At 72.4% G+C, this 26,002-nt stretch carries 23 protein-coding genes, 2 rRNA genes and 1 pseudogene (1 of these 26 only partly in view); 4 read left to right on the top strand and 22 right to left on the bottom strand.

All coding sequences use genetic code 11. The features are described from left to right. Positions 1-86: 86 nt before the first annotated feature. From Actkin_RS10435 to Actkin_RS10425, 3 genes are read left to right on the top strand one after another with little or no spacing between them, the layout of a single operon-like run. Complete coding sequence (locus Actkin_RS10435) at positions 87-617, top strand: DUF4240 domain-containing protein (RefSeq protein ID WP_258906873.1); 531 nt, start codon at positions 87-89, stop codon at positions 615-617. Then, positions 614-1,096 carry a cation:proton antiporter regulatory subunit gene (locus Actkin_RS10430; RefSeq protein ID WP_189214231.1) on the top strand — a complete coding sequence of 161 codons (483 nt, stop codon included), beginning with the start codon at positions 614-616 and terminating at the stop codon, positions 1,094-1,096. The genes Actkin_RS10435 and Actkin_RS10430 overlap by 4 nt, the downstream gene beginning before the upstream one ends. A gap of 6 nt (positions 1,097-1,102) precedes the next feature. Then, on the top strand, positions 1,103-2,281 hold the full coding sequence (locus Actkin_RS10425; protein WP_189214230.1) for a cation:proton antiporter: 1,179 nt from the start codon (positions 1,103-1,105) through the stop codon (positions 2,279-2,281). Here the strand turns inward: Actkin_RS10425 and Actkin_RS10420 are convergent. The 9 genes and pseudogenes from Actkin_RS10420 to xerD form a co-directional block, all read right to left on the bottom strand. Next, entirely contained in the window at positions 2,278-3,336 is a 1,059-nt protein-coding gene (locus tag Actkin_RS10420) for a DUF1015 family protein (RefSeq protein ID WP_258906872.1), read from the bottom strand. The two genes, Actkin_RS10425 and Actkin_RS10420, sit on opposite strands and share 4 nt — an antisense overlap. Before the next feature lie 32 nt (positions 3,337-3,368). After that, the gene (locus Actkin_RS10415; RefSeq protein ID WP_189214229.1) at positions 3,369-4,124 is read right to left on the bottom strand and encodes a pseudouridine synthase; all 756 of its coding nucleotides are present in this window, start codon (positions 4,122-4,124) and stop codon (positions 3,369-3,371) included. Then, on the bottom strand, positions 4,102-4,905 hold the full coding sequence (scpB, locus tag Actkin_RS10410) for an SMC-Scp complex subunit ScpB (protein ID WP_258907901.1): 804 nt from the start codon (positions 4,903-4,905) through the stop codon (positions 4,102-4,104). The genes Actkin_RS10415 and scpB overlap by 23 nt, the downstream gene beginning before the upstream one ends. Before the next feature lie 212 nt (positions 4,906-5,117). Continuing rightward, positions 5,118-5,939, bottom strand: coding sequence for a segregation and condensation protein A (locus Actkin_RS10405; RefSeq protein WP_258906871.1), 822 nt, complete (start codon positions 5,937-5,939; stop codon positions 5,118-5,120). After that, positions 5,936-6,151 (bottom strand): annotated as a pseudogene (locus Actkin_RS10400) (hypothetical protein); the annotation flags it as partial. The pseudogene Actkin_RS10400 and the gene Actkin_RS10405, both read right to left, overlap by 4 nt. 26 nt (positions 6,152-6,177) lie before the next feature. Continuing rightward, entirely contained in the window at positions 6,178-7,119 is a 942-nt protein-coding gene (locus Actkin_RS10395) for a ParA family protein (RefSeq protein WP_258906870.1), read from the bottom strand. Positions 7,120-7,219: 100 nt separating this feature from the next. After that, on the bottom strand, positions 7,220-7,528 hold the full coding sequence (locus Actkin_RS10390) for an ArsR/SmtB family transcription factor (protein WP_189214225.1): 309 nt from the start codon (positions 7,526-7,528) through the stop codon (positions 7,220-7,222). Positions 7,529-7,561: 33 nt separating this feature from the next. Further along, entirely contained in the window at positions 7,562-8,536 is a 975-nt protein-coding gene (locus Actkin_RS10385; RefSeq protein ID WP_189214224.1) for a Gfo/Idh/MocA family protein, read from the bottom strand. Between the two features lie 41 nt (positions 8,537-8,577). Further along, a complete protein-coding gene (gene xerD, locus Actkin_RS10380) occupies positions 8,578-9,480 on the bottom strand; it encodes a site-specific tyrosine recombinase XerD (protein ID WP_258907900.1) in 903 nt (300 codons plus the stop codon). A gap of 82 nt (positions 9,481-9,562) precedes the next feature. On the opposite strand from xerD, the gene Actkin_RS10375 reads away from it, so the two are divergent. After that, positions 9,563-10,060: a DUF1707 domain-containing protein gene (locus Actkin_RS10375; protein WP_189214223.1), complete on the top strand. Its 498-nt coding sequence runs from the start codon at positions 9,563-9,565 to the stop codon at positions 10,058-10,060. On the opposite strand, the gene Actkin_RS10370 is transcribed toward Actkin_RS10375, so the two are convergent. The 13 genes from Actkin_RS10370 to Actkin_RS10310 form a co-directional block, all read right to left on the bottom strand. Then, positions 10,057-10,686, bottom strand: a complete 630-nt coding sequence (locus tag Actkin_RS10370; protein WP_258906869.1) for an NUDIX domain-containing protein — start codon at positions 10,684-10,686, stop codon at positions 10,057-10,059. The two genes, Actkin_RS10375 and Actkin_RS10370, sit on opposite strands and share 4 nt — an antisense overlap. Next, positions 10,683-12,386 (bottom strand): CTP synthase, encoded by a 1,704-nt coding sequence (locus Actkin_RS10365; protein ID WP_189214222.1) that lies wholly within the window; start codon positions 12,384-12,386, stop codon positions 10,683-10,685. The genes Actkin_RS10370 and Actkin_RS10365 overlap by 4 nt, the downstream gene beginning before the upstream one ends. A 108-nt stretch (positions 12,387-12,494) precedes the next feature. Then, positions 12,495-13,136 (bottom strand): hypothetical protein, encoded by a 642-nt coding sequence (locus Actkin_RS10360; protein ID WP_258906868.1) that lies wholly within the window; start codon positions 13,134-13,136, stop codon positions 12,495-12,497. A 122-nt stretch (positions 13,137-13,258) separates the two neighbouring features. Continuing rightward, a complete protein-coding gene (locus Actkin_RS10355; RefSeq protein WP_258906867.1) occupies positions 13,259-14,200 on the bottom strand; it encodes a copper transporter in 942 nt (313 codons plus the stop codon). Beyond that, positions 14,197-15,381 carry a putative cytokinetic ring protein SteA gene (steA, locus tag Actkin_RS10350; RefSeq protein ID WP_189214219.1) on the bottom strand — a complete coding sequence of 395 codons (1,185 nt, stop codon included), beginning with the start codon at positions 15,379-15,381 and terminating at the stop codon, positions 14,197-14,199. The genes Actkin_RS10355 and steA overlap by 4 nt, the downstream gene beginning before the upstream one ends. Positions 15,382-15,462: 81 nt before the next feature. Then, positions 15,463-17,262, bottom strand: coding sequence for a DNA repair protein RecN (recN, locus tag Actkin_RS10345; protein ID WP_258906866.1), 1,800 nt, complete (start codon positions 17,260-17,262; stop codon positions 15,463-15,465). Between the two features lie 42 nt (positions 17,263-17,304). Continuing rightward, complete coding sequence (locus Actkin_RS10340) at positions 17,305-18,201, bottom strand: NAD kinase (RefSeq protein ID WP_189214218.1); 897 nt, start codon at positions 18,199-18,201, stop codon at positions 17,305-17,307. Continuing rightward, positions 18,198-18,995, bottom strand: a complete 798-nt coding sequence (locus Actkin_RS10335) for a TlyA family RNA methyltransferase (RefSeq protein WP_258906865.1) — start codon at positions 18,993-18,995, stop codon at positions 18,198-18,200. Before Actkin_RS10335 ends, Actkin_RS10340 begins: the two co-directional genes overlap by 4 nt. A 2-nt stretch (positions 18,996-18,997) precedes the next feature. Beyond that, positions 18,998-19,177 (bottom strand): hypothetical protein, encoded by a 180-nt coding sequence (locus Actkin_RS10330; protein ID WP_189214315.1) that lies wholly within the window; start codon positions 19,175-19,177, stop codon positions 18,998-19,000. A 4-nt stretch (positions 19,178-19,181) separates the two neighbouring features. Then, positions 19,182-20,171, bottom strand: a complete 990-nt coding sequence (locus tag Actkin_RS10325) for an HAD-IIA family hydrolase (RefSeq protein ID WP_258906863.1) — start codon at positions 20,169-20,171, stop codon at positions 19,182-19,184. Positions 20,172-20,175: 4 nt separating this feature from the next. Beyond that, positions 20,176-23,202, bottom strand: a complete 3,027-nt coding sequence (locus tag Actkin_RS10320) for a hypothetical protein (protein ID WP_258906862.1) — start codon at positions 23,200-23,202, stop codon at positions 20,176-20,178. A 142-nt stretch (positions 23,203-23,344) separates the two neighbouring features. Further along, positions 23,345-23,461 (bottom strand): 5S ribosomal RNA (gene rrf / locus Actkin_RS10315). A gap of 105 nt (positions 23,462-23,566) precedes the next feature. Continuing rightward, positions 23,567-26,002, bottom strand: a 23S ribosomal RNA gene (locus Actkin_RS10310) (it continues 678 nt past the right edge of the window).

Here is a 26,002-nt window from a genome sequence, read left to right as displayed (position 1 = left end):
TCCCGGGGCCGAGGGAGGCCGGACGGCGTGGGCTGCCGTCCGGGCGCCGCGGGTGACCGACTGTCGAGACTCGGGGAGGCTGGCCGATGACCATGACGGCGGCGGCGTTCTGGGAGTTGCTGGGGCGGGCGGCCGAGCGGCCCACCGAGCGGGAGCGGACCGAGTTCGTGGTGACCGAGTTGGGGCGGTTGCCGAGGGCCAGCGCGGTCGACTTCCACCGGCACCTCGTCGCCGCTCGGGTGGACACGCCCGGGCTGCGGGCCGCGGCTCGGGTCGTGCTCGGGCGGCGGCTCGGGGATGACGCCTACTGGGACTTCCAGCCGTGGTTGCTGTCGCTCGGGCGGACCGCGGTCGAGCGGGCCCTCGCCGACCCCGACAGCCTCGCCGACGTGCCGAGGGTGCGGGCGTTGGCGGGCGGCTGGGCGGTCGCCGACCAGCCAGCGTGGCCGTCGCTGGCGCGGGCGGTGCTGGAGGTCTGCGGGCTCGACTGCGAGTGCTTCCCCGCCCCCGACGACGGGCCCGAGCCGCCGCTGCCCCGGCTCGCCGCGCTCTTCGACACCCCGATCCGCCCGGTGCGGAAGGAAACGGACGCGGAGGTTGTTACGGTGGTGTGGTGAACGTCGAGGTGACCCCGCTACCCGGGATAGGCACGCGCCAGGACTTCGTGTCCAAATCCGGCAGGCGGATCGGGGTGATCACGTACCGGGACGGCCACTTCGACCTGATCGTGGCCAAGCGCGAGGACCCGGACTCGTGCATCGCGTCGATCCCGCTGTCCGTCGAGGAGTCCGCCACGCTGGCGAACCTGCTCGGCGCGCCGAGCCTGGTCGCGCAGCTGGAGGAGCAGAACCGGGACGTGGCGGGCGTCACGACCCGGCAGCTCCCGCTGGCCCCGAACTCCCCCTACGACGGGCGCACGCTGGGTGACACCGCCCTGCGCACCCGCACCGCCGTGTCGGTGGTGGCGGTCGTGCGCGGCGGTACCGTGCACCCGTCGCCCCGGCCGGACTTCCGGCTGGCGGGCAGCGACATGCTGGTGACGGTCGGGACGGCGGAGGGCCTGTCCAAGGCCGTCGAAGTCCTCGAAACCGGCTGACCGCGCGTGCACCACACAGCGATCTCGCTGATAGAACTCGGTGCGGTCTTCTTCGGTCTCGGCGTGCTCGGCAGGCTCGCCTGGAAGATCGGCATCTCCCCCATCCCGCTGTACCTCGTCGGCGGCCTGGCCTTCGGCGCTGGCGGGCTGATCCCGCTGGAGGGCATCGAGCCGTTCACCGAGATCGCGGGCGAGATCGGCGTCGTGCTGCTCCTGCTGCTGCTCGGACTGGAGTACTCGGCGGCCGAACTGGTGACCGGCCTGCGCCGCTCGTGGCTGGCGGGCATCCTCGACATCGTCCTCAACACGCTGCCCGGCGTCGCGGTCGCGCTGATGTTGGGCTGGGGGCCGGTCGGGGCGCTGGCGATGGCGGGCGTCACCTACATCTCCTCGTCCGGCATCATCGCCAAGGTCCTCGGCGACCTGGGCAGGCTGGGCAACCGGGAGACGCCGGTGGTGCTGTCGATCCTGGTCTTCGAGGACCTGGCGATGGCCATTTACCTGCCGATCCTGACCGCGCTGCTCGCGGGCGCGACACTGCTCGGCGGCCTGACGGCGGTGGGCGTCGCGCTCATCGCGATCACCGTGGTCCTGGTGATCGCGCTGCGGTTCGGGCGGTTCGTGTCGATGGTCGTCGACAGCCCCGAGCCGGAGGTGTTCCTGCTGCGCGTGCTGGGCGCCGCGCTGCTGGTCGCCGGGATCGCCTCGCAGCTGCAGGTGTCCGCGGCCGTGGGCGCGTTCCTGCTGGGGATCGCGATCTCGGGGTCCACGGCGGAGAACGCCACCAAGCTGCTGGAGCCGCTGCGCGACCTGTTCGCCGCCATGTTCTTCGTGGTGTTCGGCCTGAACACCGACCCGCGCGAGATCCCGCCGGTGCTGGGCTTCGCGGTGGCGCTGGCGGTGATCACGACGCTGACCAAGGTGGCCACCGGCTGGTTCGCCGCCCGCCACCAGGGCATCGGCCGCATGGGCCGGGCCAGGGCGGGCGCCGCGCTGGTCGCCCGCGGCGAGTTCTCCATCGTCATCGCCGGGTTGGCGGTGGGCACGGGGGCGGTCGATCCCCAGCTCGCCCCGCTGGCGACGGCGTACGTCCTGCTGATGGCGATCCTCGGGCCCATCGCGGCGCGCGTGGTGGAGCCGGTGGCCATGGCGGTGCAGCGCCGGGTGCGCCCGGCGACGGCCTAGCCGCCCAGTTCGGCGATCAGCAGGCCGCTGCGCGGCTTCGGGGTGAAGTACGTGCTCTTGCGCGGCATCCGCCCGCCCGCGGCGTGGACGGCCAGGACGTCCGGCAGCGGGACCGGCGCCAGGTAGAGCAGGACGTCGGCGTCGGGCGGTTCACGGCCGTCGGGGAACGTGCGGACCTGCGGACCGGCCGGGTCGATGCCCGCGGCGGCCAGCAGGGACTCCAGGACGGCGTGATCGATGACGCCGTCCTCGCGCGGCAGCGTTATGACGTAGCGGTCGCCGCGCAGGTCGGCCACGAGGGTGCCCGGCCGCGTCGGCGGCATCGCGTCGGGCGCCCGCCGGATGTCCAGCGCGCGCCACGCGTCGAGCAGCGCCGCGGGGTCGACGCCGCGCAGGACGCGGTGGAAGCCGCGGATGCGCAGGTCCGGGCCCGCGGTGACGAACGCGAGCAGGCCGCCCGCCTGGGCAGCGGCGGCGACGCGGTGGTTGCCGTCGGCCACCATCAGCGGCGCGGCCGACGCGACCGCCAGCAGCTCCGGCGAGTCGACCAGCCACAGCCGGTGCCTGCGCCCCGAGGTGTCCACAGTCGACACGGCGGGCGGGCCGGTCGTCGCCGAGGCGACGGCCGCGGTCAGCTCGTCGCCGGAGTGCACGGGGACGAGGAGCGCTGCGCTGGTCAGCGCGCCCAGGCCGGACAGCACGCGCGCCCGCTCGGCGACGACGTCGGGGAAGACGTCCTCGCTGTGGCGGACGAACTCCGGGTCCGGGTCGACCATGCAGAGCAGGCCGATCGCGGAGCCGTCCGGGCCGTCGACCTGGTACGGGGCGATCACGTCGGTCACCGGCCGGTAGGCCTGGCGGGTGAGCTCCCGCAGGGCCGCCCTGGCCGACGGCAGCGCGTCGTCCAGGGTCAGCCCGGCGGCGATGGCCGCGGGCGTGCGGTGCGGGTGCTGCACGGCGAGCAGCGACCCGGCGGACGCGCGGGCCAGCGCCGTGGTGACGCTCACCTCGTCGGCGAACTCGTCGACGTCCGGGCCGGGGACCTCGCCGCGCACGACCCATCCCCGGGCGATGGGGCGCAGCACCCTCAGAGCCCGACCGCGCCGTAGAGGGAGCCGACCTCGGCGCGGTTGAGCGCGCGGATCGATCCGGGCCGCTGGTTGCCGAGCGCGACGTCGGCGATGCGGGTGCGCACCAGGCTCTGCACCGGGTAGCCCACCTCGGCCAGCATCCTGCGGACGATGTGCTTGCGGCCCTCGTGGATGACGACCTCGACGAGCGCGCGGTGGCCGTAGTTGTCGACCAGCTTGAAGGAGTCGACCTTGACCGGGCCGTCCTCCAGCATGATCCCCTGGCGCAGGGTCCGCCCGACGTCGCGGCCGACCGGGGCGGGCACCTCGGCGAGGTAGGTCTTCCTGACCTCGTAGGAGGGGTGCATGAGGCGGTGGGCCAGCTCGCCGTCGTTGGTCAGCAGCAGCAGGCCCTCGGTGTCGGCGTCGAGGCGTCCGACGTGGAACAGCCGCTCGGTGCGCCCCCGGAGGTAGTCGCCGACGCAGGGCCTGCCCTGGTCGTCCTCCATGGTGGAGTGCACGCCGCGCGGCTTGTTCAGGGCGAGGTAGACGCGGTCGTCGCGCACGTTCACCCTGACCCCGTCGACGTGGATCACCGCCGTCAACGGGTCGACCCTGCGGCCCTGCTCGCGCACGACCTCGCCGTCGACGCTCACCCGCCCCTGATCGATCAGGTCCTCGGCGGCGCGGCGCGAGGCCACCCCTGCCTGGGACAGCACTTTCTGCAGCCGGATCCCCTCGGCTGACGGGTTAGACGACATCGTCGATCGCATCCACTTCTGGCAACAACGGGGCGATCGGGGGCAGGTCCGCAAGGGAGGACAGCCCCAACCGCTCCAGGAACAACTCGGTCGTGCGGTACAGGTGGCCGCCGGTCTCCGGGTCGGTGCCGGTCTCCTCGACCAGCCCGCGCACCACCAGCGTCCGCATCACGCCGTCGACGTTCACCCCGCGCACCGCGGCCACCCGCGAGCGCGTCACCGGCTGACGGTAGGCGATGACGGCCAACGTCTCCAAAGCGGCCCTGGTGAGCTTGGTCCGCTGGCCGTCGAGCAGCAGCTTCTCGACGTAGGGGGCGTAGACGTCGCGGGTGTAGAACCGCCACCCCTCCCCGGACCGCCGCAGGTCAATCCCGGCCCGCCGCGCGGTGTACCCGTCGGCGAGACGGCGCAGCCCTTCCCGCACCCGCTTGACGGGCTGGTCGAGCGCCCCGGCCAGGGCGCCATCGTCGATGGGCGCGTCAACGACCAGCAACACGGCCTCGAGCGCGGCGTCGAAGACGTCGTCGTCCGCCAGCGGGGGCTCGTCGCCGACCGGGACGAGGTCATCGGCGGGTGCTTCGGGAGGGAGGGCGCCGGTCTCGTCCGGAACGGCAGCGGACGCCTCCGTCTCGGCTGCCCCCTGCCCAGACCCCGACGACCCGGCCTCGGCTCCAGCCACCGCATGGCCCCCGGCGATCTCCGCTTCGTCCGCAGCCTGCTCGACGGCATTGTCCGGCCTTTCGGCCGCCGACTCGGGCTCCGGCTCGGGCGCCGGCTTCGGCTCGGCCGCCAGCTCGGGCTCGGGCTCGGGCTCGGGCTCGGATGAGTCCGCATCGGGCGGCTCGGCCTCGGCGTGTCGCTCGGTGGTGTCCGCATTGTCAGCAGTGGGCTGTTCGCGGCCAGCCACCTCTCGGGCGGTTCGGCCGGTGGTCTGCGGTCCCGTCCCTTCCGTCCCGGGGGCGGGGTCGACCGGGGCGGTGTCCGTGGCGGGCACGTTGTCCTCGGTCACCCGTACTCCTCTTCCTCGTCCGTCACCGTCGCCGCGGCCGCCTTGGCGTCCTCAAGCGACCCACCGGTCCACTCCACCCGCAGCTCGCCCAGCGGGTCCTCCTGGGTGAACAGGACCGTCGCCTCCCGGTACAGCTCCAGCAGCGCCAGGAACCGGGCCACCACTTCCATGGTGTGCTCGCAGTCCTCGGTCAGCTGGGCGAAGGTCAGCGTGCCGTGTTCGGCGAGGCGGACGCGCAGCAGGGCCGCGGTCTCCCTGACCGACACCTTCCCCATGTGCAGGTGGTCGATCGACACCGTCGGCGGCGGCTTCGGGCGGAACACGGCGGCGGCGATCTCGGCGAACCTGGCCGGGTCCACGCCCAGCATGACCTCGGGCAGCAGCTCCTGGAACCGGTCCTCCAGCGCCACCGACCGCGGGTAGCGCCGCAGCGCGCCCGCCTCCAGCTCGCCGAACAGGGCCGCCACCTGCTTGTACGCCCGGTACTGCAGCAGACGGGCGAACAGCAGGTCCTTGGCCTCCAGCAGGGCCAGGTCCTCCTCGTCCTCCACGTCGCCAGCGGGCAGCAGGCGGGCGGCCTTGAGGTCGAGCAGGGTCGCGGCGATGACCAGGAACTCCGTGGTCTCGTCGAGGTCCCAGTGCGCGCCGAGCGCCCGGATGTGGGCGATGAAGTCGTCGGTCACCCGGTGCAGCGCCACCTCGGTGACGTCGAGCTGGTGCTGGGAGATCAACTGCAACAGCAGGTCGAACGGCCCCTCGAAGTTCGCCAGCCGGACGGTGAACCGGCCATCGGCGGGCGGGTCGGACACGGCGGTCACGGCCCGCTGTCCTGGCGCAGCCGCCGGACCAGCACCGAGTCCGCGCCGTTGTCGGCCAGGTCGGCCAGCACGACGGCCACCGCCTCGCGCACCACGCGGCCGCGGTCCACGGCGACGCCGTGGTGGGCGCGCAGGGCGAGGCGGGCGTGCTCCAGGGCCAATAACTCCTCGTCGGAGACGTACACGGTGATTTTGGCGTCGTGCTTCTGCCGGGGCGTTGCGCCGGGGCGGCGGTCGGTCACCGGGCTATCACCTCACGCGCCAGCTGGCGGTACGCGCGGGCGCCCGCAGAACGCGGGGCCCAGGTGGTGATCGGCTCGCCTGCCACGGTGGTCTCGGGGAACCGCACGGTGCGGTTGATGACGGTGTCGAACACGGTCTCGCCGAACGCCTCCACAACTCGCGCCATCACTTCGCGGGAGTGCAGCGTACGCGGGTCGAACATGGTGGCGAGAATCCCGGTGATGTCCAGCTTGGGGTTGAGCCGTTCGCGCACCTTGTCGATGGTGTCGATCAGCAGCGCGACCCCGCGCAGGCTGAAGAACTCGCACTCCAGCGGGATGAGCACGCCGTCGGCGGCGGCCAGCGCGTTCACCGTCAGCAGGCCGAGCGACGGCTGGCAGTCCACCAGCACGAAGTCGTACTCGGCGACGATCGGCCGCAGCGTGCGCAGCAGCGCGTGCTCGCGCCCCACCTCCGACACCAGCTGCACCTCGGCCGCCGACAGGTCGATGTTGCTCGGCAGCAGGTCCATGTTCTCCACGCACGTGCCCACGACGACGTCGCGCAGTTCGACGCCCTGCCCCATGAGCGCGTTGTAGATGGTGCGGTCGAGCTGGTGGGCCGGGATGCCGAGGCCGACCGACAGCGCTCCCTGCGGGTCGAAGTCGACGAGCAGCACCCGCCTGCCGAACTCCGTCAGCGCCGCGCCGAGGTTGATCGTCGACGTCGTCTTGCCGACCCCGCCCTTCTGGTTGCACACGGCCAGGACCCGGGCGGGGCCGTGCCGGTCGAGCAGCGGCGGCTCGGGGATGTGCCGCCGCGGCCTGCCGGTGGGCCCGGTTCCGGTGGACGAGACGTCGTCGAGCAGGTCGTCGTCGGCGTCGGACGCGGCGCGGGGCGCGATGGACAGCTCCACCGTGCCGCCGTGCCGCACGCCCGGAGGCGGAAGTGTCGACATGGCGATCTAGCTCCTTGTCGCCTGCGATCGGTCTCCACCGCAGCGTAAGTGCGCGCGGTGGACCCACCAACGCGGCTCGCCGTGCGCAAACGATCGGCGGTTACCGATTCACCCCGGCCAGCGCGCCGACGACGGCGTCGAGGAGCCCGGGAAACGCCCGGTCGAGGTCGTCCCTGCGCACCGACAGCATCCGCTGCGTGCCGTCCGGACGGGTGTGGGTGATCCCGGCCTCACGCAGCACCCGCAGGTGCTGCGAGAGGGTCGACTTGGCCACGGACACGGTCAGCGCCCCGCACGGCATCTCCCGCGCGGCCATCAGCTGGGCCACGACGGCCAGCCGGGTCGGGTCGCTGAGCGCGGCCAGCACGGCGGGCAGGCTCAGCTCGCGCGGCTCGTCGACTCCGCTCATGGCCGGACAGCGTAGACCGCGACCGGGGCCGTGTCAGCCATCAGCCGGGTAACGCACCCCCAGGTCAGCGCGGGCGCGGTCCATCAGGCCCATGATGGCCACGGTCTCGGACAGCGGGACGAGCGGGCTCTCGGCGAGACCGGCGCGCAGGCAGCGCTCCACCTCGGCCACCTGCGGGCCGTAGCCGTTGCCGGGCAGCGGCTCGGTGAGCACCTCGGTGCCGCCGCCCCGGGTGTGCACGGTCAGCTCGCACGGCCGGTAGAGCGGGGTCCCGACGCGCAGCCAGCCCTCGGTGCCGATCACGGTGGCCTGGCAGGGCGTCTGGGCCTCGGTGGTGCAGGCGACGTGCGCGTGGCGGTCGTCGTCGTAGGACCACTGCATGGCCAGCGTCGCGTCCGAGCCCGTCGGCGAGAGGTGACCGGTCGTGGCCACCCCGGTCGGCGCGCCCAGGAACATCCAGGCGAACGTCGCCGGGTAGACGCCGAGGTCGAGCAGGGCGCCGCCGCCCGCGTCGAGGTCGAACAGCCGGTGCTTGGGGTCGTAGGCGAACCGCTGGCCGTGGTCGGCCGTCACGCTGAGCACGCGGCCGATGGACCCGCCCCGCGCCATCTCCAGCGCGCGCCGCACCAGCGGGTTCATCCGCATCCACATGGCCTCCATGCAGAACACGTCCCGCGCGGCCGCCGCGGCGACGACCTCCTGCGCCTGCATGGCGGTGAGCGTGAACGCCTTCTCCACCAGCACGTTCTTCCCGGCCTCGATGGCCAGGAGCGCGTGCTCGTGGTGGTGGGCGTGGGTCGTGGCGACGTAGACGACGTCGAGGTCAGGGTCGGCGACGAGTTCGGCGTAGGAGCCGTAGGCCCGGGGCGCGCCCAGGCGGTCGGCGAGCTTGCGCGCGCGGTCGAGGTCGCGGGCCCCGACGGCGGCCACTTCGCTGGACGGCGACGCGGCGATGTCGGCGCCGACGGCACCGGCGATCAACCCGGCGCCGAGGATTCCCCATCGCACTGGACGGTCGGAAGGCACAGAGGTGGGCACGATTCAGAAGGCTACCCCAGCGCGCGCGGGTGAGCGCTGACGTATACCTCCTGCAATGTGGTGACGGTCACCAGCGTGTAGATCTGCGTGGTCGTCACCGACGCGTGCCCGAGCAGTTCCTGGACGACCCGCACGTCCGCGCCGCCTTCCAGCAGGTGGGTGGCGAACGAGTGCCGCAGCGTGTGCGGGGAGACCGACGCGCTGATCCCCGCCGCGTCCGCCGCGGTCTTGAGCGCGGTCCACGCGCTCTGCCGGGACAGCCGTCCCCCGCGCACGTTCAGGAACACCGCGGGCGAGCCGCGCCCGCCCGAGGCCAGCGCGGGCCGGGCGCGCACCAGGTAGGCGTCCAGCGCGGCCAGCGCGGGGCGGCCGATCGGCACGATCCGCTGCTTGCCGCCCTTGCCGTCCAGCCGGACCGCGCGGTCGGTGGCGTCGATGTCGTCGAGGTCGAGCCCGACGGCCTCGGAGATCCGCGCGCCGGTGGAGTACAGCAGTTCCAGCAGCGCGCGGTCGCGCAGCCCGCCGGGCCCGTCGGGGGCGGGGGTGTCGAGCAGGCGCAGCACGTCGTCGACCGGCAGCGCCTTGGGCAGCCGCCGCGGCGGGGTCGGCGGCTTCACCTCGCGCGCCGGGTCGTGCGGCACCAGCCCGTCGAGCACCGCGAACCGGTGCAGGCCCCGGACGGCGACGAGCGCCCGCGCTGCCGAGGACGCGGCCAGCGGCGGATGGTCCTCGGTCCCCTCCCGCAGCGCGGCCAGGAACGCCGACACGTGCCGCTCGGTGACGTCGGCGAGATCGTCGACCCCGTGCCCGCTCAGGTGGTCGCGGTAGCGCCGCAGGTCGCGGGTGTATCCGTCGAGGGTGTTGGCCGCGGTTCCGCGCTCGACCGCCAAGTGGTCGAGGTAGCCGTGGATCACGTGCTCGACACGGGTGGACGCCACCCGGGCGAGGGTAACGGAACGTCAGCACCCCGCCGTTCGTCTAGTAGTCGTGGGGACGATGAACGAGCCAGGGGGAGACGCGCTGCGGATCGGCACCGCCGAGCGCGAGGACGCCATGCGCCTGCTCGGCGAGCACTTCGCCGCGGGCAGGCTGCAGATGGGCGAATACGAGCAGCGCCTCGACGCGGTCACCACCGCGGTGACGCGCGGCGACCTGCGCGGGCTCTTCGCCGACCTGCCGCCGCCCTACCCGGCGTTCATGGCCCCGCCGCTGTGGGCCGCTCCCCCGCCGCGGCCGATGCCCGCGTACCCGCCGCACACCTACCCCGCCCCCGCCGCGTACGACCCGAACCGCTCGCCGAAGTCCAAGCTGGTCGCGGGCCTGCTGCAGATCTGCCTGCCGTTCGGCGTCGGCCGGTTCTACACCGGCCACCACGGCATCGCGATCGCCCAGCTGCTGACCTGCGGCGGCCTCGGCATCTGGTCGATGATCGACGGCATCATCCTGCTCGTCACCGAGTCGACCGACGCCGAGGGCCGCAGGCTGCAGGACTAGTGCCGGTCGGTGAACGCCGTCGGCCGGTCGAGCCACGGCGCGTCGGCGGGCCTGGCCCGCGCGGCCCCGAAGAGCGCGGCGTGCGCGGCGAGGATGCCGGAGACGGCCGCGGCGTTGACCACCTCGCCCGCCATCGTCATCCGCACGGCCTCGGCCAGCGGGACCCGGTGGACCTCCAGGTCCGCCTCCTCCTCGCCCATGTGCTGGCGGGCGGTGTCGCTGAGCCCGGTGGCCAGGTAGACGCGCAGCACCTCGTCGGTGAAACCGGGCGAGGGCGCGACGTCGACCAGGACCGACCAGTTCGCCGCGGTGACCCCGGCCTCCTCGACCAGCTCGCGCTTGGCCGTGGCCAGCGGGTCCTCGTCGGCCCGGTCGATCAGCCCGGCGGGCAGCTCCCAGAGCCGCTTGCCCAGCGGGTGCCGGTACTGGTGGATCAGCACGACCTGGCCGTCGTCGTCCACCGCGGCGACCGCGACGGCGCCCAGGTGCTCGACGACCTCGCGGCTGTGCACGCTGCCGTCGGGCATGCGCACCTCGTCGACGCGCAGGGCGAGGATCCGCCCGACGTGCACGTCGCGAGTGGACACGACCTCGAACACGTGCCGCTCGTCCGACGCCGCGCTCACGCGTTCACCGTCTCCGCGACCGGCTCGTCCATCTCGACCGGCAGGCGCTGGGCGCGCAGGTGGTCGACGGCGGCCTTGATGAACCCGGCGAACAGCGGGTGCGGGCGGGTCGGGCGGCTCTTGAGCTCCGGGTGGGCCTGGGTGCCGACGAAGAACGGGTGCGTCTTGCGCGGCAGCTCGGCGAACTCGACCAGGCGGCCGTCCGGCGACGTGCCGGAGAACACCATGCCCGCCTTGGTGAGCCGGTCGCGGTAGGCGTTGTTGACCTCGTAGCGGTGCCGGTGTCGCTCGGTGACCTCGCGGGCGCCGTAGACCTCGGCGACGACGGAGCCGGGGGCGAGCACGGCCGGGTACGAGCCCAGGCGCATGGTGCCGCCCATGTCGCGCTCGCCCGCGACGACGTCCTCCTGGTCGGCCATCGTGGAGATGACCGGGTTCCCGGTGGTGTCGTCGAACTCGGTGGAGTCGGCGTCAGCGATGCCCGCCAGCGACCGCGCTGCCTCGATGACCATGCACTGCATGCCCAGGCACAGCCCGAGCAGCGGGATGCCGTTGGTCCGGGCGTAGGTGATCGCCCCGATCTTGCCCTCGATGCCGCGCACGCCGAACCCGCCCGGGATCAGCACGCCGTCCACACCGGACAGCGCGGCGGCCGCGCCAGCCGGGGTCTGGCAGTCGTCGGAGGGCACCCAGCTGATCTCGACCTTCGCGCGGTGGGCGAAGCCGCCCGCGCGCAGCGCCTCGGTCACCGACAGGTAGGCGTCCGGCAGGTCGACGTACTTGCCGACCAGCGCGACCCGCACGGTCTCCTTGGGCTTGTGGACGCGGTCGAGCAGGTCGCCCCACACCGCCCAGTCGACGTCGCGGAAGGGCAGGCCGAGCCTGCGCACCACGTAGGCGTCGAGGCCCTCGCGGTGCAGCACGCGCGGGATGTCGTAGATGGACGGCGCGTCGGGGGCGGCCACGACCGCGTCGGTGTCGACGTCGCACATGAGCGCGATCTTGCGCTTGAGCCCGTCCGGGATCTCCCGGTCGGCGCGGCAGACGATCGCGTCGGGCTGGATGCCGATGTTGCGCAGCGCGGCCACCGAGTGCTGGGTCGGCTTGGTCTTCAGCTCGCCGGAGGGCGCGAGGTAGGGCACGAGGGAGACGTGCAGGAAGAACACGTTGTCCCGGCCGACGTCGTGGCGGACCTGGCGGCAGGCCTCCAGGAACGGCAGCGACTCGATGTCGCCGACCGTGCCGCCGACCTCGGTGATGACCACGTCGGGCGTGCGGCCGGCGTCGTCGGGGTCGGCCATCGCCAGGATGCGCGACTTGATCTCGTCGGTGATGTGCGGGATGACCTGGACGGTGTCGCCCAGGTACTCGCCGCGGCGCTCCTTGGCGATCACCGCGGAGTAGACCTGCCCGGTGGTGACGTTGGCGTTGCCCGCCAGGCTGCGGTCGAGGAACCGCTCGTAGTGGCCGATGTCGAGGTCGGTCTCGGCCCCGTCGTCGGTCACGAAGACCTCACCGTGCTGGAACGGGTTCATCGTGCCGGGGTCGACGTTGAGGTAGGGGTCGAGCTTCTGCATCGTCACCCGCAGGCCGCGTGCGGTGAGCAGCTGGCCGAGGCTGGACGCGGTGAGCCCTTTGCCCAGAGAGGAGGCGACGCCTCCGGTGACGAAGACGTGCTTGGTCGTCCGAGCGTGCTGCAACGAGGCTCCCGTGGTGTCCGGCGTCCATCCGCGGCGGGTTTGCCAGCCGCAGTTCCACGGAAGTCCACCCTAACACCTGGTCGCCGCGTCGCAGCACGACCCGTTACGTCACGGCGTCGGCGAACACGCCGTGTTGCCGAGCAGGACCTCTCCGGTCATCCCGGAGCCGGGCTCGAACCGGATCCGCAGCATGGACATCGCGATGCTGCCGTCGTTGGGCGATGAGTAGGTCACGGCGTTGAACGTGGCCGTGGCCAGCAGCGTCTCGTCGACCTTGCGGATCTCGCGGACGTAGTTCTTCGGCACCGGGTCCGGCAGCGCGCTCAGCCCGGACATCCCCTCGTAGGACCAGGTGACGTTCGTGCCGACCTGGGTGCCGGTGCAGGCGACGCGCCACTTGTCGATGCGGATGCGCGGCCCGCCCGCCGGGACCAGCGCCGAGAGCTCGAAGCCGGTCCCCTCCGCGGTGGCGAGGGTCTCGGTGGTGCTGGTGTCGGCGTCGAGGACGGTCCTGGTGCACGAGGACGTGCCGCTGGTGAACTTCACCCCGTAGGCGGCCCGCATGCCTGCGTCGGCGGTCGTCTGGCCGTCCACCGAGCACGGCGCGATGGGCGCGATGGACACCTGGATGTCGTCGTTGCCGAAGGCGGCCGAACCCGTGTCGGCGACACCCGCCGGGTTGGCGGCGAGGGCGGGCGCCGCCGTCGCCGCGATGGCGATGACCGTGTAGGCGCCGATTCTCTTGAGCATGGCGAATCCCTTGGTCGGAGCGTGGACTGCTCGATGATTGACGCGCGGGCGGCGCTACCGACGGGTCCACACGCCCGGGCACACTTTCGAGGACCCGATTCAGCCATCCGTGTCGGCGCTCGTCACTCCTGCGGCGCGCCCGGCGCGACCCCCTGCGCGGTGCCCGCCGTGCCGTAGCGGCCGGACTGGCCGTCGAGCTGCTCGACCAGCGCCAGCACGGTGACGACCCGGCCTGCGGGCGTGTCGACGTTGTCCACCGTGGACAACACCGAGGTGGCCGCCGTGTCGACCCGGACGGCCCCGACGGCGCCCGTGCCGTCCGCGGAGCCCGTGGCGCCCGCGAGCACCGCGCCCGCGCCCGAGCGGTCCACCTGGGTCGCGAAGCGGGCGATGATCGCGGCCCGGTCGCCTGCTGCGTCGCCGGTGTTGGCCCCGCCGGTCAGGACCACGGCCAGCTGGGCGGGTTTGAGGTCCGGTGTGGTCTTGAGGAAGCCGCCGTCGGCCAGCCCGGCCAGCGCCGCCGCGCTCTCCTCCGGGGTCGCCTGCGGCTTGTTGTCCTCCTTGGAGATCAGCAGGACCGGGCCGAGCAGGCCGCCCGCCAGCGTGCCGGGGTCGGTGGCGGTGGGCAGCTGCATGCCCGCGGGCAGCAGCCGGGTGGCGATCTGCTTGAGCTCAGCGGAGCGGGAGTGATCGGCGAACGCGTCGCTCAACGTGACCTCGCCGGTGACGATGCCGCCCGCCGCCTTGACCAGCTCGGTGACGGCGTCGCGGTCCTCCGGGCGCGCGTCCGGGGTGCTGATGAGCACGACGGTCCGCTTGGCCAGCGCGCCGCGCACGGCCATCGGGCCGATCGTGGCGACGAAGGCGTCGGCGTCGGCGAGCCTGCCGTCCATGGCGACCCGATCGGCCTCCAGCCGGGCGACCTCGGTGCCGAGGTCGCTGTTCTCCTCGGACAGGCCGGACAGCAGCGTGCGGCTCAGCGTGGTGGAGCCCAGCACCACCCCGACGGCCAGCGCCAGGAACACCGCGGCGGTCGAGACGACGTGGTAGCGCAGCGAGATCACGAGAACAGCCCCTTGACCCAGTCGATGAGCGAATCGGCGGTCGCGGCCGCCCAGTCCAGGTGCGCGCCGCCGATGCCGGAGACCGCCAGCGCCGCGCCGAGCGCGACCATCGCGGCGATCACCAGCAGCAGGACCGCGCCCGCGGAGACCCGGTTGCGGTGCAGGGTGGCGACTGCCTTGCCGTCGACGAGCTTGGCGCCGAGCCGCAGCCGGGTGAGGAAGGTGGAGGGGTTGGACCCCGACCGGCCGCGGTCGAGGAACTCCCGCAGCGTCGCCTGGAACCCGACGGTGACGATCAGGCTCGCCTCGTGCGCGTCGGCCAGCAGCAGGGCCAGGTCCTCGGGGTTGCCCGACGACGGGAAGGTGACCGCGCCGACGCCGAGGTCCTGGATGCGGGTCAGCCCCGGGGCGTGCCCGTCGGCGTACGCCGGGACGACGACCTCGGCCCCGCAGCGCAGCGTGCTCGTGCTGATGCCGTCGGGGTCGCCGACGATGATGTCCGGCCGGTGCTTGAGCGCGCGCAGGGTGTCGGCGCCGGAGTCGACGCCGACCAGGACGGGCCGGTGCTCGGCGATGTAGCGCCTGAGCCGTTTGAGGTCGGCGGCGTGCTCATGGCCGGGGGCGACGACGAGCACCTGCCGCCCGCGCACCGGCGTCTCCAGCTCCGGCACGCCGACGCCGTCGAGGATGAGCGAGCGCTCCCGGCGCAGGAACTCGATGGTGTTGGCGGAGAACGCCTCCAGCTGGGCGGACATGCCCGCCTTCGCCTCGATCATCTGGTCGGCGACGGTGTTGGCGTTCTGCCTGGTGCCCTGGGCGACCTCGCGCTCGCCGAGGTAGACCGTGCCCTCGTGCAGCCGCAGCCTGCTGCCCTCGCGGATCGCCCGCACCGCCTCCGCGCCGACGTTGTCGATCAGCGGGATGCCCGCGGCGATCAGCACCTCGGGCCCGAGGTTCGGGAAGCGGCCGGAGATCGACGGCGCGGCGTTGACCACGCCGACCACCTCGGCGGCGACCAGGGCGTCGGCCGTCGGGCGGTCGATGTCGATGCGGTCGAGGACGGCGATGTCCCCCGGCGACAGGCGTTTCAGCAGGTCCCCGGTGCGCCGGTCCACCCGGGCGACACCGGTGACCCCGGGCAGCGTCTGGTGTGATCGGCTGAGCACTCCGGGCAGCTTCATGCGCCGATGGTGACAAAGACCCCGCCGTTCGTCGGTGTGCCACGCCGTGTCCGGACGAGTGGCACACCGCCGAACGGGTGATCAGCTCTTGGCGCGCCTGGCCTTCTGCGGGCGCGGCCTGCCGCTCAGCGCCAGGTCGTGCTTCTCGCCGTCGGCGAGGGCCAGCAGCTCCTCGGCGTGCGCGCGGCCGGTCTCGGTGGACTCCATGCCCGCCAGCATCCGGGCGAGCTCGATCACCCGCTGGCTCTCGTCCAGCGTGCGCACATCGCTGCGGGTCACGCCGCCCGCCGCGCTCTTGTCGACGACGAGGTGCCGGTCGGCGAACGCGGCCACCTGCGCCAGGTGCGTCACCACGATGACCTGGTGGCTGCGGGCCAGCCGGGCCAGCCTGCGGCCGATCTCCACCGCGGCGCGGCCGCCGACGCCCGCGTCGACCTCGTCGAAGACCAGCGTCGGCACCGGGTCGGAGTGCGCGAGGACGACCTCGATCGCCAGCATCACCCGGGACAGCTCGCCGCCGGACGCGCCCTTGTGCACGGGCAGCGGCTGGGCGCCGTCGTGGGCGACGAGCAGCAGCTCGACCTCGTCGACGCCGTCCGGGCCCGCGTGCAGCCGCTGCCCGTCGACGTCCAGGCCGTGTGGGTCGCCCGCGTCGGCAGGGCGCGGGCGCACGGTGATCTGCAGGCTCGCCTGCCCCATGGCCAGGCCGCTCAGCTCGTCGGTGACGGCCTTGCCCAGCGCCTCGGCAGCGACCCGGCGCGCCGCGCTCAGCTCGGCGGCGATGCCCGCCAGGCGCGTGGCGAGCGCGTCGCGGCGGGCGGCGAGCTCGGCCAGCGCCTCCTCGGAGGTGTCCAGGCCCGCGAGGCGCTCGGCGGCCGTGGCGGCCCAGGCGAGCACGCCGTCGATGTCGGCGGCGTACTTGCGGGTCAGCGCCTTCAGCTCGGCCTGCCGGGCGAGCACCTGCTCCAGCGCGGCCGGGTCGGCGTCCAGGCTCTCCAGGTACGAGGTCAGCTCGGCGCCGATGTCGCCGATCAGCACGGCGGCCTCGGCCAGCCGCGGCTCCAGCTCGCGCAGCCGGGGGTCGTCGCTGCCCGCGAGCCTGCGCTGCGCCTCGCCCAGCAGGCCCAGCGCGCCGGGCGCGTCGGGGTCGCCGTCGGGCGAGCCCGACACCGCGTAGGCGGCGCCGGTGGCGGCCTCGCGCAGCTGCTCGGCGTCGGCGAGCCTGCGGGCGCGCACGACCAGCTCGTCGTCCTCGCCGGGCTGCGGGTCGACCGCGGTGATCTCCTGCACGCCCAGGCGCAGCAGGTCGGCCTCGCGGGCCAGCTCCCGGGCGCGGGCGGTGCGGTCGACCAGCTCGGCGGCGACGGCCACCCACTCCTCGCGGACCCTGCGGTACTCGTCGAGCACGTCGGCGATGTCCTCGCCCGCGTACCGGTCGAGCACGGCGCGCTGCTCGGCGGAGCGCAGCAGGCGCAGCTGGTCGTTCTGCCCGTGCACGGCGATCAGGTGCTCGGCGAGGTCGGAGAGCAGGCCGACCGGCGCGGAGCGCCCGCCGACGTGCGCGCGGGAGCGGCCGTCTGCGGCGACGCTGCGCATGGTGATCAGGGCGCCGTCCTCGTCGGGTTCGGCGCCCGCCTCGGTCGCCAGGGCGGCGGCCCGGCTTCCGGTCAGGTTCTCGAAGCGGCCCTCGACCACGGCCTTGGACTTGCCGCTGCGGACCCGCGACGCCTCGGCCCGGCCGCCGGAGAGCAGGTGGAGGCCGGTGACGACCATCGTCTTGCCCGCCCCGGTCTCACCGGTGACCACGGTGAACCCCGGGTGCAGGTCCAGCGTGGCCTCGTCGATGACGCCGAGGTCCTGGATGCGCATCTCGGCTAGCACACGGCGAACCCTAGCGGTTCCGACCGACGCGTGGGGATGGCGTCACCTCGCCCGCCAGCCCTGCACGGGCAGATCGAACTTGTCGACCAGACGGTCGGTGAACGGATCGTCGCGCAGACGGGCCAGCCGCAGCGGCAGCGCGCCGCCGACGACCTCGATGCGGGCGCCGGGCGGGATCTCGTAGGTGCGGCGGCCGTCACAGCAGAGCACGGCGGGGTGCCCGTCCGGGTCGACCTCCACGGCGACGACCGAGCGCTGGGAGACGACCATCGGCCGGGAGAACATGGCGTGGGCGTTGCTGGGCACGACCAGCATGGCGTTGACGTCGGGCCAGACGATCGGGCCGCCCGCGGAGTAGGCGTAGGCGGTGGAGCCGGTCGGTGTCGCGCACAGCACGCCGTCGCAGCCGAAGGAGGACACCGGCCTGCCGTCGACCTCGATGCGCACGTCCAGGATCCGCTCGCGGCTGGACTTCTCCAGGCTGGCCTCGTTGAGCGCCCACGTGCGGGCCAGCACCTCGTCGCCGAGGTAGGCGGTGACGTCGACGGTCATCCGGTCCTCGACCAGGTACGTCCCGTCGACCACGCGGGCCACGGCGTCGTCGAGGGCGGCGGACTCGGCCTCGGCGAGGAACCCGACCCGGCCGAGGTTGACGCCCAGCACCGGCACGCCAGCGGGCCGGGCGGCCTCCGCCGCGCGCAGCAGGGTGCCGTCGCCGCCGAGGACGAAGACGAGCTCGACGCCCTTGGCGGCGTCCTCGCCGAACGGGACGACGCTGCCGTAGCAGGAGTTGTCCAGGTCGGCGGCCTCGTCGTCGAGCGCGCGCAGCCGGACCCCCGCGCCCGCGAAGCGGGCGGCCACCTTCTCGGCGGTGCGCCGGTTCTCCTCGCGTCCGGTGTGGACGACCAGCAGGATCTCCCTGCCCTGCGCCTCGCTCATGCGGGTCCTTCCCGGACAGCGGTCGCGACCATCTCCTCGGCGTCGACCGGCTCGCCCCGGCGCAGCCAGACGAAGTACTCGACGTTGCCCGACGGGCCGGGCAGCGGGCTCGCGACGACGCCGTGGGCGCGGAGCCCGAGCCGGGCGGCCTGCTCCAGCACGCCCCGCACGGCGTCGGCGCGCAGTTCCGGGTCGCGCACGACGCCGCCGGAGCCGAGCCGTTCCTTGCCGACCTCGAACTGCGGCTTGACCATCGGGAGCAGGTCGGCGTCGGGCCCCGCGCAGGCCAGCAGCGCGGGCAGCACCAGGCCGAGGGAGATGAAGGACAGGTCGGCGACGACCAGGTCCACCGGCTCGCCCACCTGCGCGGGCTCCAGGGCGCGGACGTTGGTGCGGTCCAGCACGGTGACGCGGTCGTCGGTCTGCAGCCGCCAGACCAGCAGGCCGCGGCCGACGTCGGCGGCCACAACGTGCTTCGCGCCCCGGCGCAGCAGCACGTCGGTGAAGCCGCCGGTCGACGCCCCGGCGTCCAGGCAGCGCTTGCCGTCGACGGGGACGGCGAAGGCGTCGAGCGCGCCGATGAGCTTGTGCGCGCCGCGGGAGGCCCAGTTCTCGTCGGCGGTGTCCTCGCGTACGACGATGGGCGCGTCGGCCTCCACGGCGGTGGCGGCCTTGGCGGCGACGGCGCCGCGCACGGTGACCCGGCCCGCGGCGATCAGCGTGCCCGCGTGGTCGCGGGAGCGGGCCAGCCCCCTGCGGACGAGTTCGGCGTCGAGCCGCGCCCTCCTGGGCACGGTCAGACCTTGTCGATGCCGGCCAGCGCCGCCGTCAGCGCGACGTGCACGGCGTCGAACCGGTCCACGTGCTCGGCGACCGGGATCGCGTCGAGCCCGGTCAGTCCCGCGAGCGCGGCGTCGATCGCGTCGTCGTGCGTCGGCGGCGGCCCGGGTCGTGGGGTGTCTGGGTGCACGTCCACCAAACTATCCGATCTCGCGGCCGGTGATGCCCAACGCCGTCAGGGCTCGGTCGGCGGCGTCGTCCGCCGCGGTGATGCGCGTGGCGCCGGACCAGACGGCGGCGCAGAGCGCGCGCAGCAGGTCCAGCGGGTCGCCGTCGCCGCTGACGCGGCCGTCGCGCACGGCCCAGGTGTCCTTGGGGCCGACGGCGAGCTCGGCCGCGGGGCGGAACACGCCGGCGACGTTCCGCGCGATGTGCGTCGGCCTGCGGTGCGGCTCGGCGGCCAGCAGCGAGGCGGGCGTGTCGACACCGGTCATGACGAACAGCGCGGGCACGCCGACGGCGAGAGCCCCCTCGATGTCGGTGTCCAGCCGGTCGCCGACGACGAGCGGGGACTGCGCGCCCGCCGCCTTGACGGCGGCCTCCATCAGGGGCGCTGCGGGCTTGCCCGCGACGACGGGTTCGAGGTCGGTGGCCGCGCGCAGCGCCGCGACCAGCGCGCCGTTCCCGGGGAGCAGACCGCGCTCGGTGGGGATGGTCTTGTCGACGTTGCACGCGACCCAGAGCGCCCCGGCCCGCAGCGCGACGGCCGCCTCGGCGAGGAGCGGGTAGGCGATGTCCTGGGCGAGCCCCTGGACGACGGCCGCCGTGTCCGGCCCGGCGTGGTCGGTCGGGGTGAGCCCGACGGCGCGCACCTCGTCCGCGAGCGCCGGGGAGCCGACGATCAGCACCTCGCGACCGGGGTCGAGCCGCTCGGCGAGGACGAGCGCACCGGCCTGCGCGCTGGTGCTGATCTCGTCCGGCTCGGCGTCGATCCCCATGGCGGTGAGGTGCTCGGCGACCTCCCGGGGCGCCCGGGAAGCGTTGTTGGTGACGAACCGGACGGCCACCCCCTCGGCCCTGACCGCGTCGATCGCGGCGGGGACCCCCGGGATGGCCTGGCCACCCCGGTAGACCGTGCCGTCGAGGTCGAGCAGCAGGGCGTCGCAGGTGTCGAGCAGCCGTCCGGTCATCGCCTTACTCGGCCTTGCCCGGCGCGCCGCCCGTCTGGTCGGCGGGGTCGGCGGACTGGCCAGCGCCGTCCGCTTGGTCGGCGGGGTCGGCTGCCTGGTCGGTCGTGCCGTCCGCCTTGTCAGCGGGGGCGGTTGCCTGGTCGGTCGTGCTGTCCGCTTGGTCGGCGGGGTCGGCTGCCTGGTCGGTCGTGCCGTCCGCCTTGTCAGCGGGGGCGGTTGCCTGGTCGGTCGTGCCGTCCGCCTCGTCGGCGGGCCGGTCGACCGGGTCGGCGGTGGAGATGCGGGCGGCGTCGTCGGCGGGGTCGGACTCGTCGGCGGCGGCGCCGTCCTCTTCGGACTCGTCGGCGCTGTCCTCGGAGTCGCCGGAGTCCGCGCTGTCAGCACTGTCCACGGAGCCCGCGCTGTCCGCCGAGCCCGAGGAGCCCGGGCTGTAGGCCGAGTCCACATCGTCGGCACTGTCAGCCGAGTCGTCATCGTCCGGGGAACCGGCGCTGTCGGCCGAGTCTGCGGCGGCGGGGCTGTCGGCGCCGTCCTCGTCGTCGTCCTCGGCCTTGTCCTCAGCCTCGGGTGCCGTGGCGTCGGGCTGGGGAGCGGCGGCTCGGGCCTCGGCGGCGGCGCGCTCGCGCTTGGCGCGGGTCTGGGGGTCCTCCATGAGCTCGACGATCGTCTCCGAGCGGACGGCGGCGACGTCGGACTCGTCGGCGCCGAGTTCGAAGGCGCGCTCGGCGGCGTCGGTCTCGCCGTCGTCGTCGGCCTGGGCGGCGGCGAGGAACCAGCGGATGGCCTCGTCGGCGCGGTCGGCCGCGGCGAGGTTGTCCGCGTAGGCGTAGAACAGGCGGGCGCTCCACGGGTCGCGGCGCTTGGGGTCGAGGTCGGGGCCCTGCAGGCCGACGACGGCCGCCTCCAGCTGCCCCATGTCACGACGCGCGCCCGCCACGACGATGCGCAGCTCGACGGCGACGTCCGGGGGCAGGTCCGGACCGGCCTCGCGGGCCAGTTCCAGCGCCCGCTCCGGGCGGCCCAGGGCGCGCTCGCAGTCGGCCATCACGGCGATGTGCTCGTCGCCGCCGCTCATCCGCCGCGCGGCGCGCAGCTCGGCGAGAGCTTCGGCCCACTCGCCCGCGTGGTACGCGGTCAGCCCGGTGGCCTCTCGCACCACGGCGACGCGCGATGCCCTGGCCCGGGCGTAGCGGGCGTGCTCGAGGGCCCGCTCGGGCTCCTCGTCGATCAGCAGCCCGGCGGCCGCCAGGTGCTTGCCGACCCGCTCGGCGAGCGTCTTGGGCAGGCTCCGCAGCCCGGCCCGCACCTCGACGTCGAGCGCGGTGTAGTCGGCGCCCTCCGGCACGACGGGCTCCCGCTCACGCCGCTGGTCGTCGACCTGCTCGTCGCGCGGACCGCCGGCCTGCTCGACCTGGTCGCCCACCGGGCCGACGGCGACGTCCCGCTCCTCGCGGTCCACCTCCGGCGCGCCCGACTCCCCACGCGGCCCGCGGTCGTCCCGCTTGCCGTAGGGACGGTCACTCCGCTGCCCCCGGTCCTCACGCCCCCGGTCCCCGAACTTCCGGTCCGCGCGCGGACCGCGATCGTCCCGGTCACCACGGGGGCCACGGTCGGAGCGGTCACCGTAGGACCCACGAGGCCCCCGGTCGTCCCGATCACCGAACTTGCGGTCGCCACCGGAACCGCGCTCGTCCCGGTTCCCGAACTTCCGGTCGCCACCAGGACCGCGGTCGTTCCGGTTCCCGAACTTGCGGTCCCCGCCCGGTCCTCGGTCGTTCCGGTCGCCGAACTTGCGGTCACCACCGGGTCCCCGGTTGTCCCGGTCGCCGAACTTGCGGTCGCCGCGGGGGCCGCGGTCGTCGCGGTCGCCATAGGGGCGGTCGGTACGCGGTCCCCGGTTGTCCCGGTCGCCGTAGGAGCGGTCGCCACGGGGCGCGCGGTCGGTGCGGTCGCCGTAGGAGCGGGGGGCGCGGTCGCCGTATGAACGGTCGCCACGGTCGTCCCGCTTGCCGTAGGGCCGGTCGCCGCGCTGGCCGCGGTCGTCGCGGAAGCCGCCCGGGCGGTCGCCCTGGGGCTTGCCGCCGTAGGAACGCTCGCCGCGGTTGTCGTAGCCGCGTCCACGGTCGCCGTAGGAACGGTCGCCCGACGGGCGGCCGCCCCGGTCATCGCGGAACGAACGGTCACCAGCGCGCCCCTCGCGCGATCCGCCGTAGGAACCGCGGTCGCCACCGAAGCGGTCGTCGCGCTTGCCGCCATACGAGCGGTCGTCACGCGAACCGCCGAAGGAACGCTCACCACGCCCGAAGGATCGGTCGCCACCCGACGAGCGGTCGTCGCGCTTGCCACCGTACGAACGGTCGTCACGCGAACCATCGAAGGAGCCGCGCTGCCCGGACCGGTCATCGCGGGAGCCGTAAGGCCGGTCGCCACGCTGCCCGCCGGAACGGTCGTCACGAGAGCCGCCGTACGAGCGCTCGCCGCGCGGGCCGCCGAAGGAACGGTCGTCGCGCTTGCCCCCAAACGAGCGGTCATCGCGCCTACCGCCGAAGGAACGGTCGTCGCGGGACCCGCCGTAGGAGCGCTCGCCACGCTGGCCACCGAACGAGCGGTCGCCGCGCTGGCCGAAGGAGCGGTCGTCGCGGGACCCGCCGAAGGAACGGTCGCTGCCCCGGAAGCCGCCCTGGGGGCGGTCACCGCGGGGGGCGCCGTACGAGCGGTCGCCGCGGGAGTTGTTGAAAGAGCGGTCCGACGGGCGATCGCCGCGGAAATCGCGGTCGCCGCCTCGGGAGCCGCGGTCGCCGTCGCGGAAGTCGCGGCGGCCGTAGTCCCGGTCGCGGTTGCGGCCGCGGTCGGGGGTGTCGCCACGGGGGCGGAAGTCACCGCCGCGGCGGTCGTCGTCGGAGCGGGGACGGCGGGGACCGTCACCCGCGTCACGGCGGGGTTTGCGGTCGCCGCGGTCGCCGCGGCCCTGGTCCGACCGGCGGTCACCGCGGTCGCGGCCTCCGTCGTCGCGACGCCCGAACTCCGACACCGAATCCTCCTGCTAGCCCGGGCGGGGACAGCCCACCCCACCCGTCAAACGTTGACAGACAACCATGACAGACACAGAAAAGGGGCTTGTGGGCGGGGCGCAGTTGCTACTGCGTCCCCCCACAAACCCCTTCTCGAAAGAAGTCCGGCGGTGTCCTACTCTCCCACACCCTCACGAGTGCAGTACCATCGGCGCTGATGGGCTTAGCTTCCGGGTTCGGAATGGGACCGGGCGTTTCCCCACCGCTAAAACCACCGAAACACTATGAAACAAACAACCCCCACATCCCGCACACCGAGTCTCACCTCGGGTGCTGGGGGGTGGTTGGTGTCTCAGACACCACACAGTGGATGCGTAACATGTTCGTGGCAAGCCCTCGGCCTATTAGTACCGGTCAACTCCACACCTCACAGTGCTTCCATCTCCGGCCTATCAACCCAGTCGTCTACTGGGGACCTTAACCCTCAAAGGGGTGGGAGACCTCATCTTGGAACAGGCTTCCCGCTTAGATGCCTTCAGCGGTTATCCCTTCCGAACGTAGCCAACCAGCCATGCCCCTGGCGGGACAACTGGCACACCAGAGGTTCGTCCGTCCCGGTCCTCTCGTACTAGGGACAGCCTTCCTCAAGTCTCCAACGCGCGCGGCGGATAGGGACCGAACTGTCTCACGACGTTCTAAACCCAGCTCGCGTACCGCTTTAATGGGCGAACAGCCCAACCCTTGGGACCTACTCCAGCCCCAGGATGCGACGAGCCGACATCGAGGTGCCAAACCATGCCGTCGATATGGACTCTTGGGCAAGATCAGCCTGTTATCCCCGGGGTACCTTTTATCCGTTGAGCGACGCCGCTTCCACCAGCCAGCGCCGGATCACTAGTCCCGACTTTCGTCCCTGCTCGACCCGTCAGTCTCACAGTCAAGCCCCCTTGTGCACTTGCACTCAACACCTGATTGCCAACCAGGCTGAGGGAACCTTTGGGCGCCTCCGTTACCCTTTGGGAGGCAACCGCCCCAGTTAAACTACCCACCAGGCACTGTCCCTGAACCGGATCACGGTCCGAGGTTGAGATGCTCAGTACGATCAGAGTGGTATTTCAACGACGACTCCACACCCACTGGCGTGAGCGCTTCCCAGTCTCCCACCTATCCTACACAAACCGAACCAAGCACCAATACCAAGCTATAGTAAAGGTCCCGGGGTCTTTCCGTCCTGCCGCGCGTAACGAGCATCTTTACTCGTAGTGCAATTTCACCGGGCCTGTGGTCGAGACAGCCGAGAAGTCGTTACTCCATTCGTGCAGGTCGGAACTTACCCGACAAGGAATTTCGCTACCTTAGGATGGTTATAGTTACCACCGCCGTTTACTGGCGCTTAAATTCTCAGCTTCGCCCTTACGGGCTAACCGGTCCTCTTAACGTTCCAGCACCGGGCAGGAGTCAGTCCGTATACATCGTCTTACGACTTCGCACGGACCTGTGTTTTTAGTAAACAGTCGCTTCTCGCTGGTCTCTGCGGCCGGCACACCCTAGCCCGCAAAGGGCTTCAAGCACACCGGCCCCCCTTCTCCCGAAGTTACGGGGGCATTTTGCCGAGTTCCTTGACCACAGTTCACCCGAACGCCTCGGTATTCTCTACCTGACCACCTGTGTCGGTTTGGGGTACGGGCCGCACGGACACTCGCTAGAGGCTTTTCTCGGCAGCATGGGATCACTCTACTTCGCCTCAATCGGCTACGCATCACGCCTCACCCTTGATGCAGCACGGATTTGCCTATGCTGCGGGCCACACGCTTGCACCAGTCACCAACAGCTGGCGGAGCTACCCTCCTGCGTCACCCCATCGCTTGACTACTACCGAATCAGATCCCGCGCTCCACCACCACAACCCGAAAGCTGCGGCGGCTTTGGGCGGTTAGTATCAACGGCCTCGTCAGGGACGCGTCCACACGGGTACGGGAATATCAACCCGTTGTCCATCGACTACGCCTGTCGGCCTCGCCTTAGGTCCCGACTTACCCTGGGCGGACGAACCTGCCCCAGGAACCCTTGGTCATCCGGCGGCAGAGATTCTCACTCTGCTTTCGCTACTCATGCCTGCATTCTCACTCGCATGGCCTCCACGGCTAGCTCACGCTGCCGCTTCCAAGGCCACACGACGCTCCCCTACCCATCCACACCACTGCACCCCATCCCAAAGAGACAGGGCGGATGTATTGTGTGAATGACACAGCTTCGGCGGCGCGCTTCAGCCCCGCTACATTGTCGGCGCAGGACCACTTGACCAGTGAGCTATTACGCACTCTTTCAAGGATGGCTGCTTCTAAGCCAACCTCCTGGTTGTCTGGGCGACCCCACATCCTTTCCCACTTAGCGCACACTTAGGGGCCTTAGCTGGTGTTCTGGGCTGTTTCCCTCTCGACTACGAACCTTATCGCCCGCAGTCTCACTGCCACGCTCTCACACACCGGTATTCGGAGTTTGGCTGATTTCGGTAAGCTTGTAGGCCCCCTAGACCATCCAGTGCTCTACCCCCGGCGTGAAACACATGACGCTGCACCTAAATGCATTTCGGGGAGAACCAGCTATCACGGAGTTTGATTGGCCTTTCACCCCTACCCACAGCTCATCCCCCAGGTTTTCAACCCTGGTGGGTTCGGGCCTCCACAACATCTTACTGCTGCTTCACCCTGGCCATGGGTAGATCACCCCGCTTCGGGTCCAGACCACGCGACTCAACCGCCCTCTTCGGACTCGCTTTCGCTACGGCTCCCCCACACGGGTTAACCTCGCCACGCAGCA

Source organism: Actinokineospora sp. UTMC 2448, assembly GCF_024760565.1.
Lineage (GTDB): Bacteria > Actinomycetota > Actinomycetes > Mycobacteriales > Pseudonocardiaceae > Actinokineospora > Actinokineospora fastidiosa.
This window is presented reverse-complemented; position numbering and strand designations above follow the sequence as displayed.

What these genes read in the sequence shown, in the direction of transcription:
- Actkin_RS10395 (WP_258906870.1), bottom strand. Translation starts at nt 7,119, where the DNA reads ATGTCGACACTTCCGCCTCCGGGCGTGCGGCACGGCGGCACGGTGGAG.
- Actkin_RS10435 (WP_258906873.1), top strand. Translation starts at nt 87, where the DNA reads ATGACCATGACGGCGGCGGCGTTCTGGGAGTTGCTGGGGCGGGCGGCC.
- Actkin_RS10415 (WP_189214229.1), bottom strand. Translation starts at nt 4,124, where the DNA reads ATGCGATCGACGATGTCGTCTAACCCGTCAGCCGAGGGGATCCGGCTG.
- steA (WP_189214219.1), bottom strand. Translation starts at nt 15,381, where the DNA reads ATGAAGCTGCCCGGAGTGCTCAGCCGATCACACCAGACGCTGCCCGGG.
- Actkin_RS10360 (WP_258906868.1), bottom strand. Translation starts at nt 13,136, where the DNA reads ATGCTCAAGAGAATCGGCGCCTACACGGTCATCGCCATCGCGGCGACG.
- Actkin_RS10325 (WP_258906863.1), bottom strand. Translation starts at nt 20,171, where the DNA reads ATGACCGGACGGCTGCTCGACACCTGCGACGCCCTGCTGCTCGACCTC.
- Actkin_RS10340 (WP_189214218.1), bottom strand. Translation starts at nt 18,201, where the DNA reads ATGAGCGAGGCGCAGGGCAGGGAGATCCTGCTGGTCGTCCACACCGGA.
- Actkin_RS10375 (WP_189214223.1), top strand. Translation starts at nt 9,563, where the DNA reads ATGAACGAGCCAGGGGGAGACGCGCTGCGGATCGGCACCGCCGAGCGC.
- Actkin_RS10390 (WP_189214225.1), bottom strand. Translation starts at nt 7,528, where the DNA reads ATGAGCGGAGTCGACGAGCCGCGCGAGCTGAGCCTGCCCGCCGTGCTG.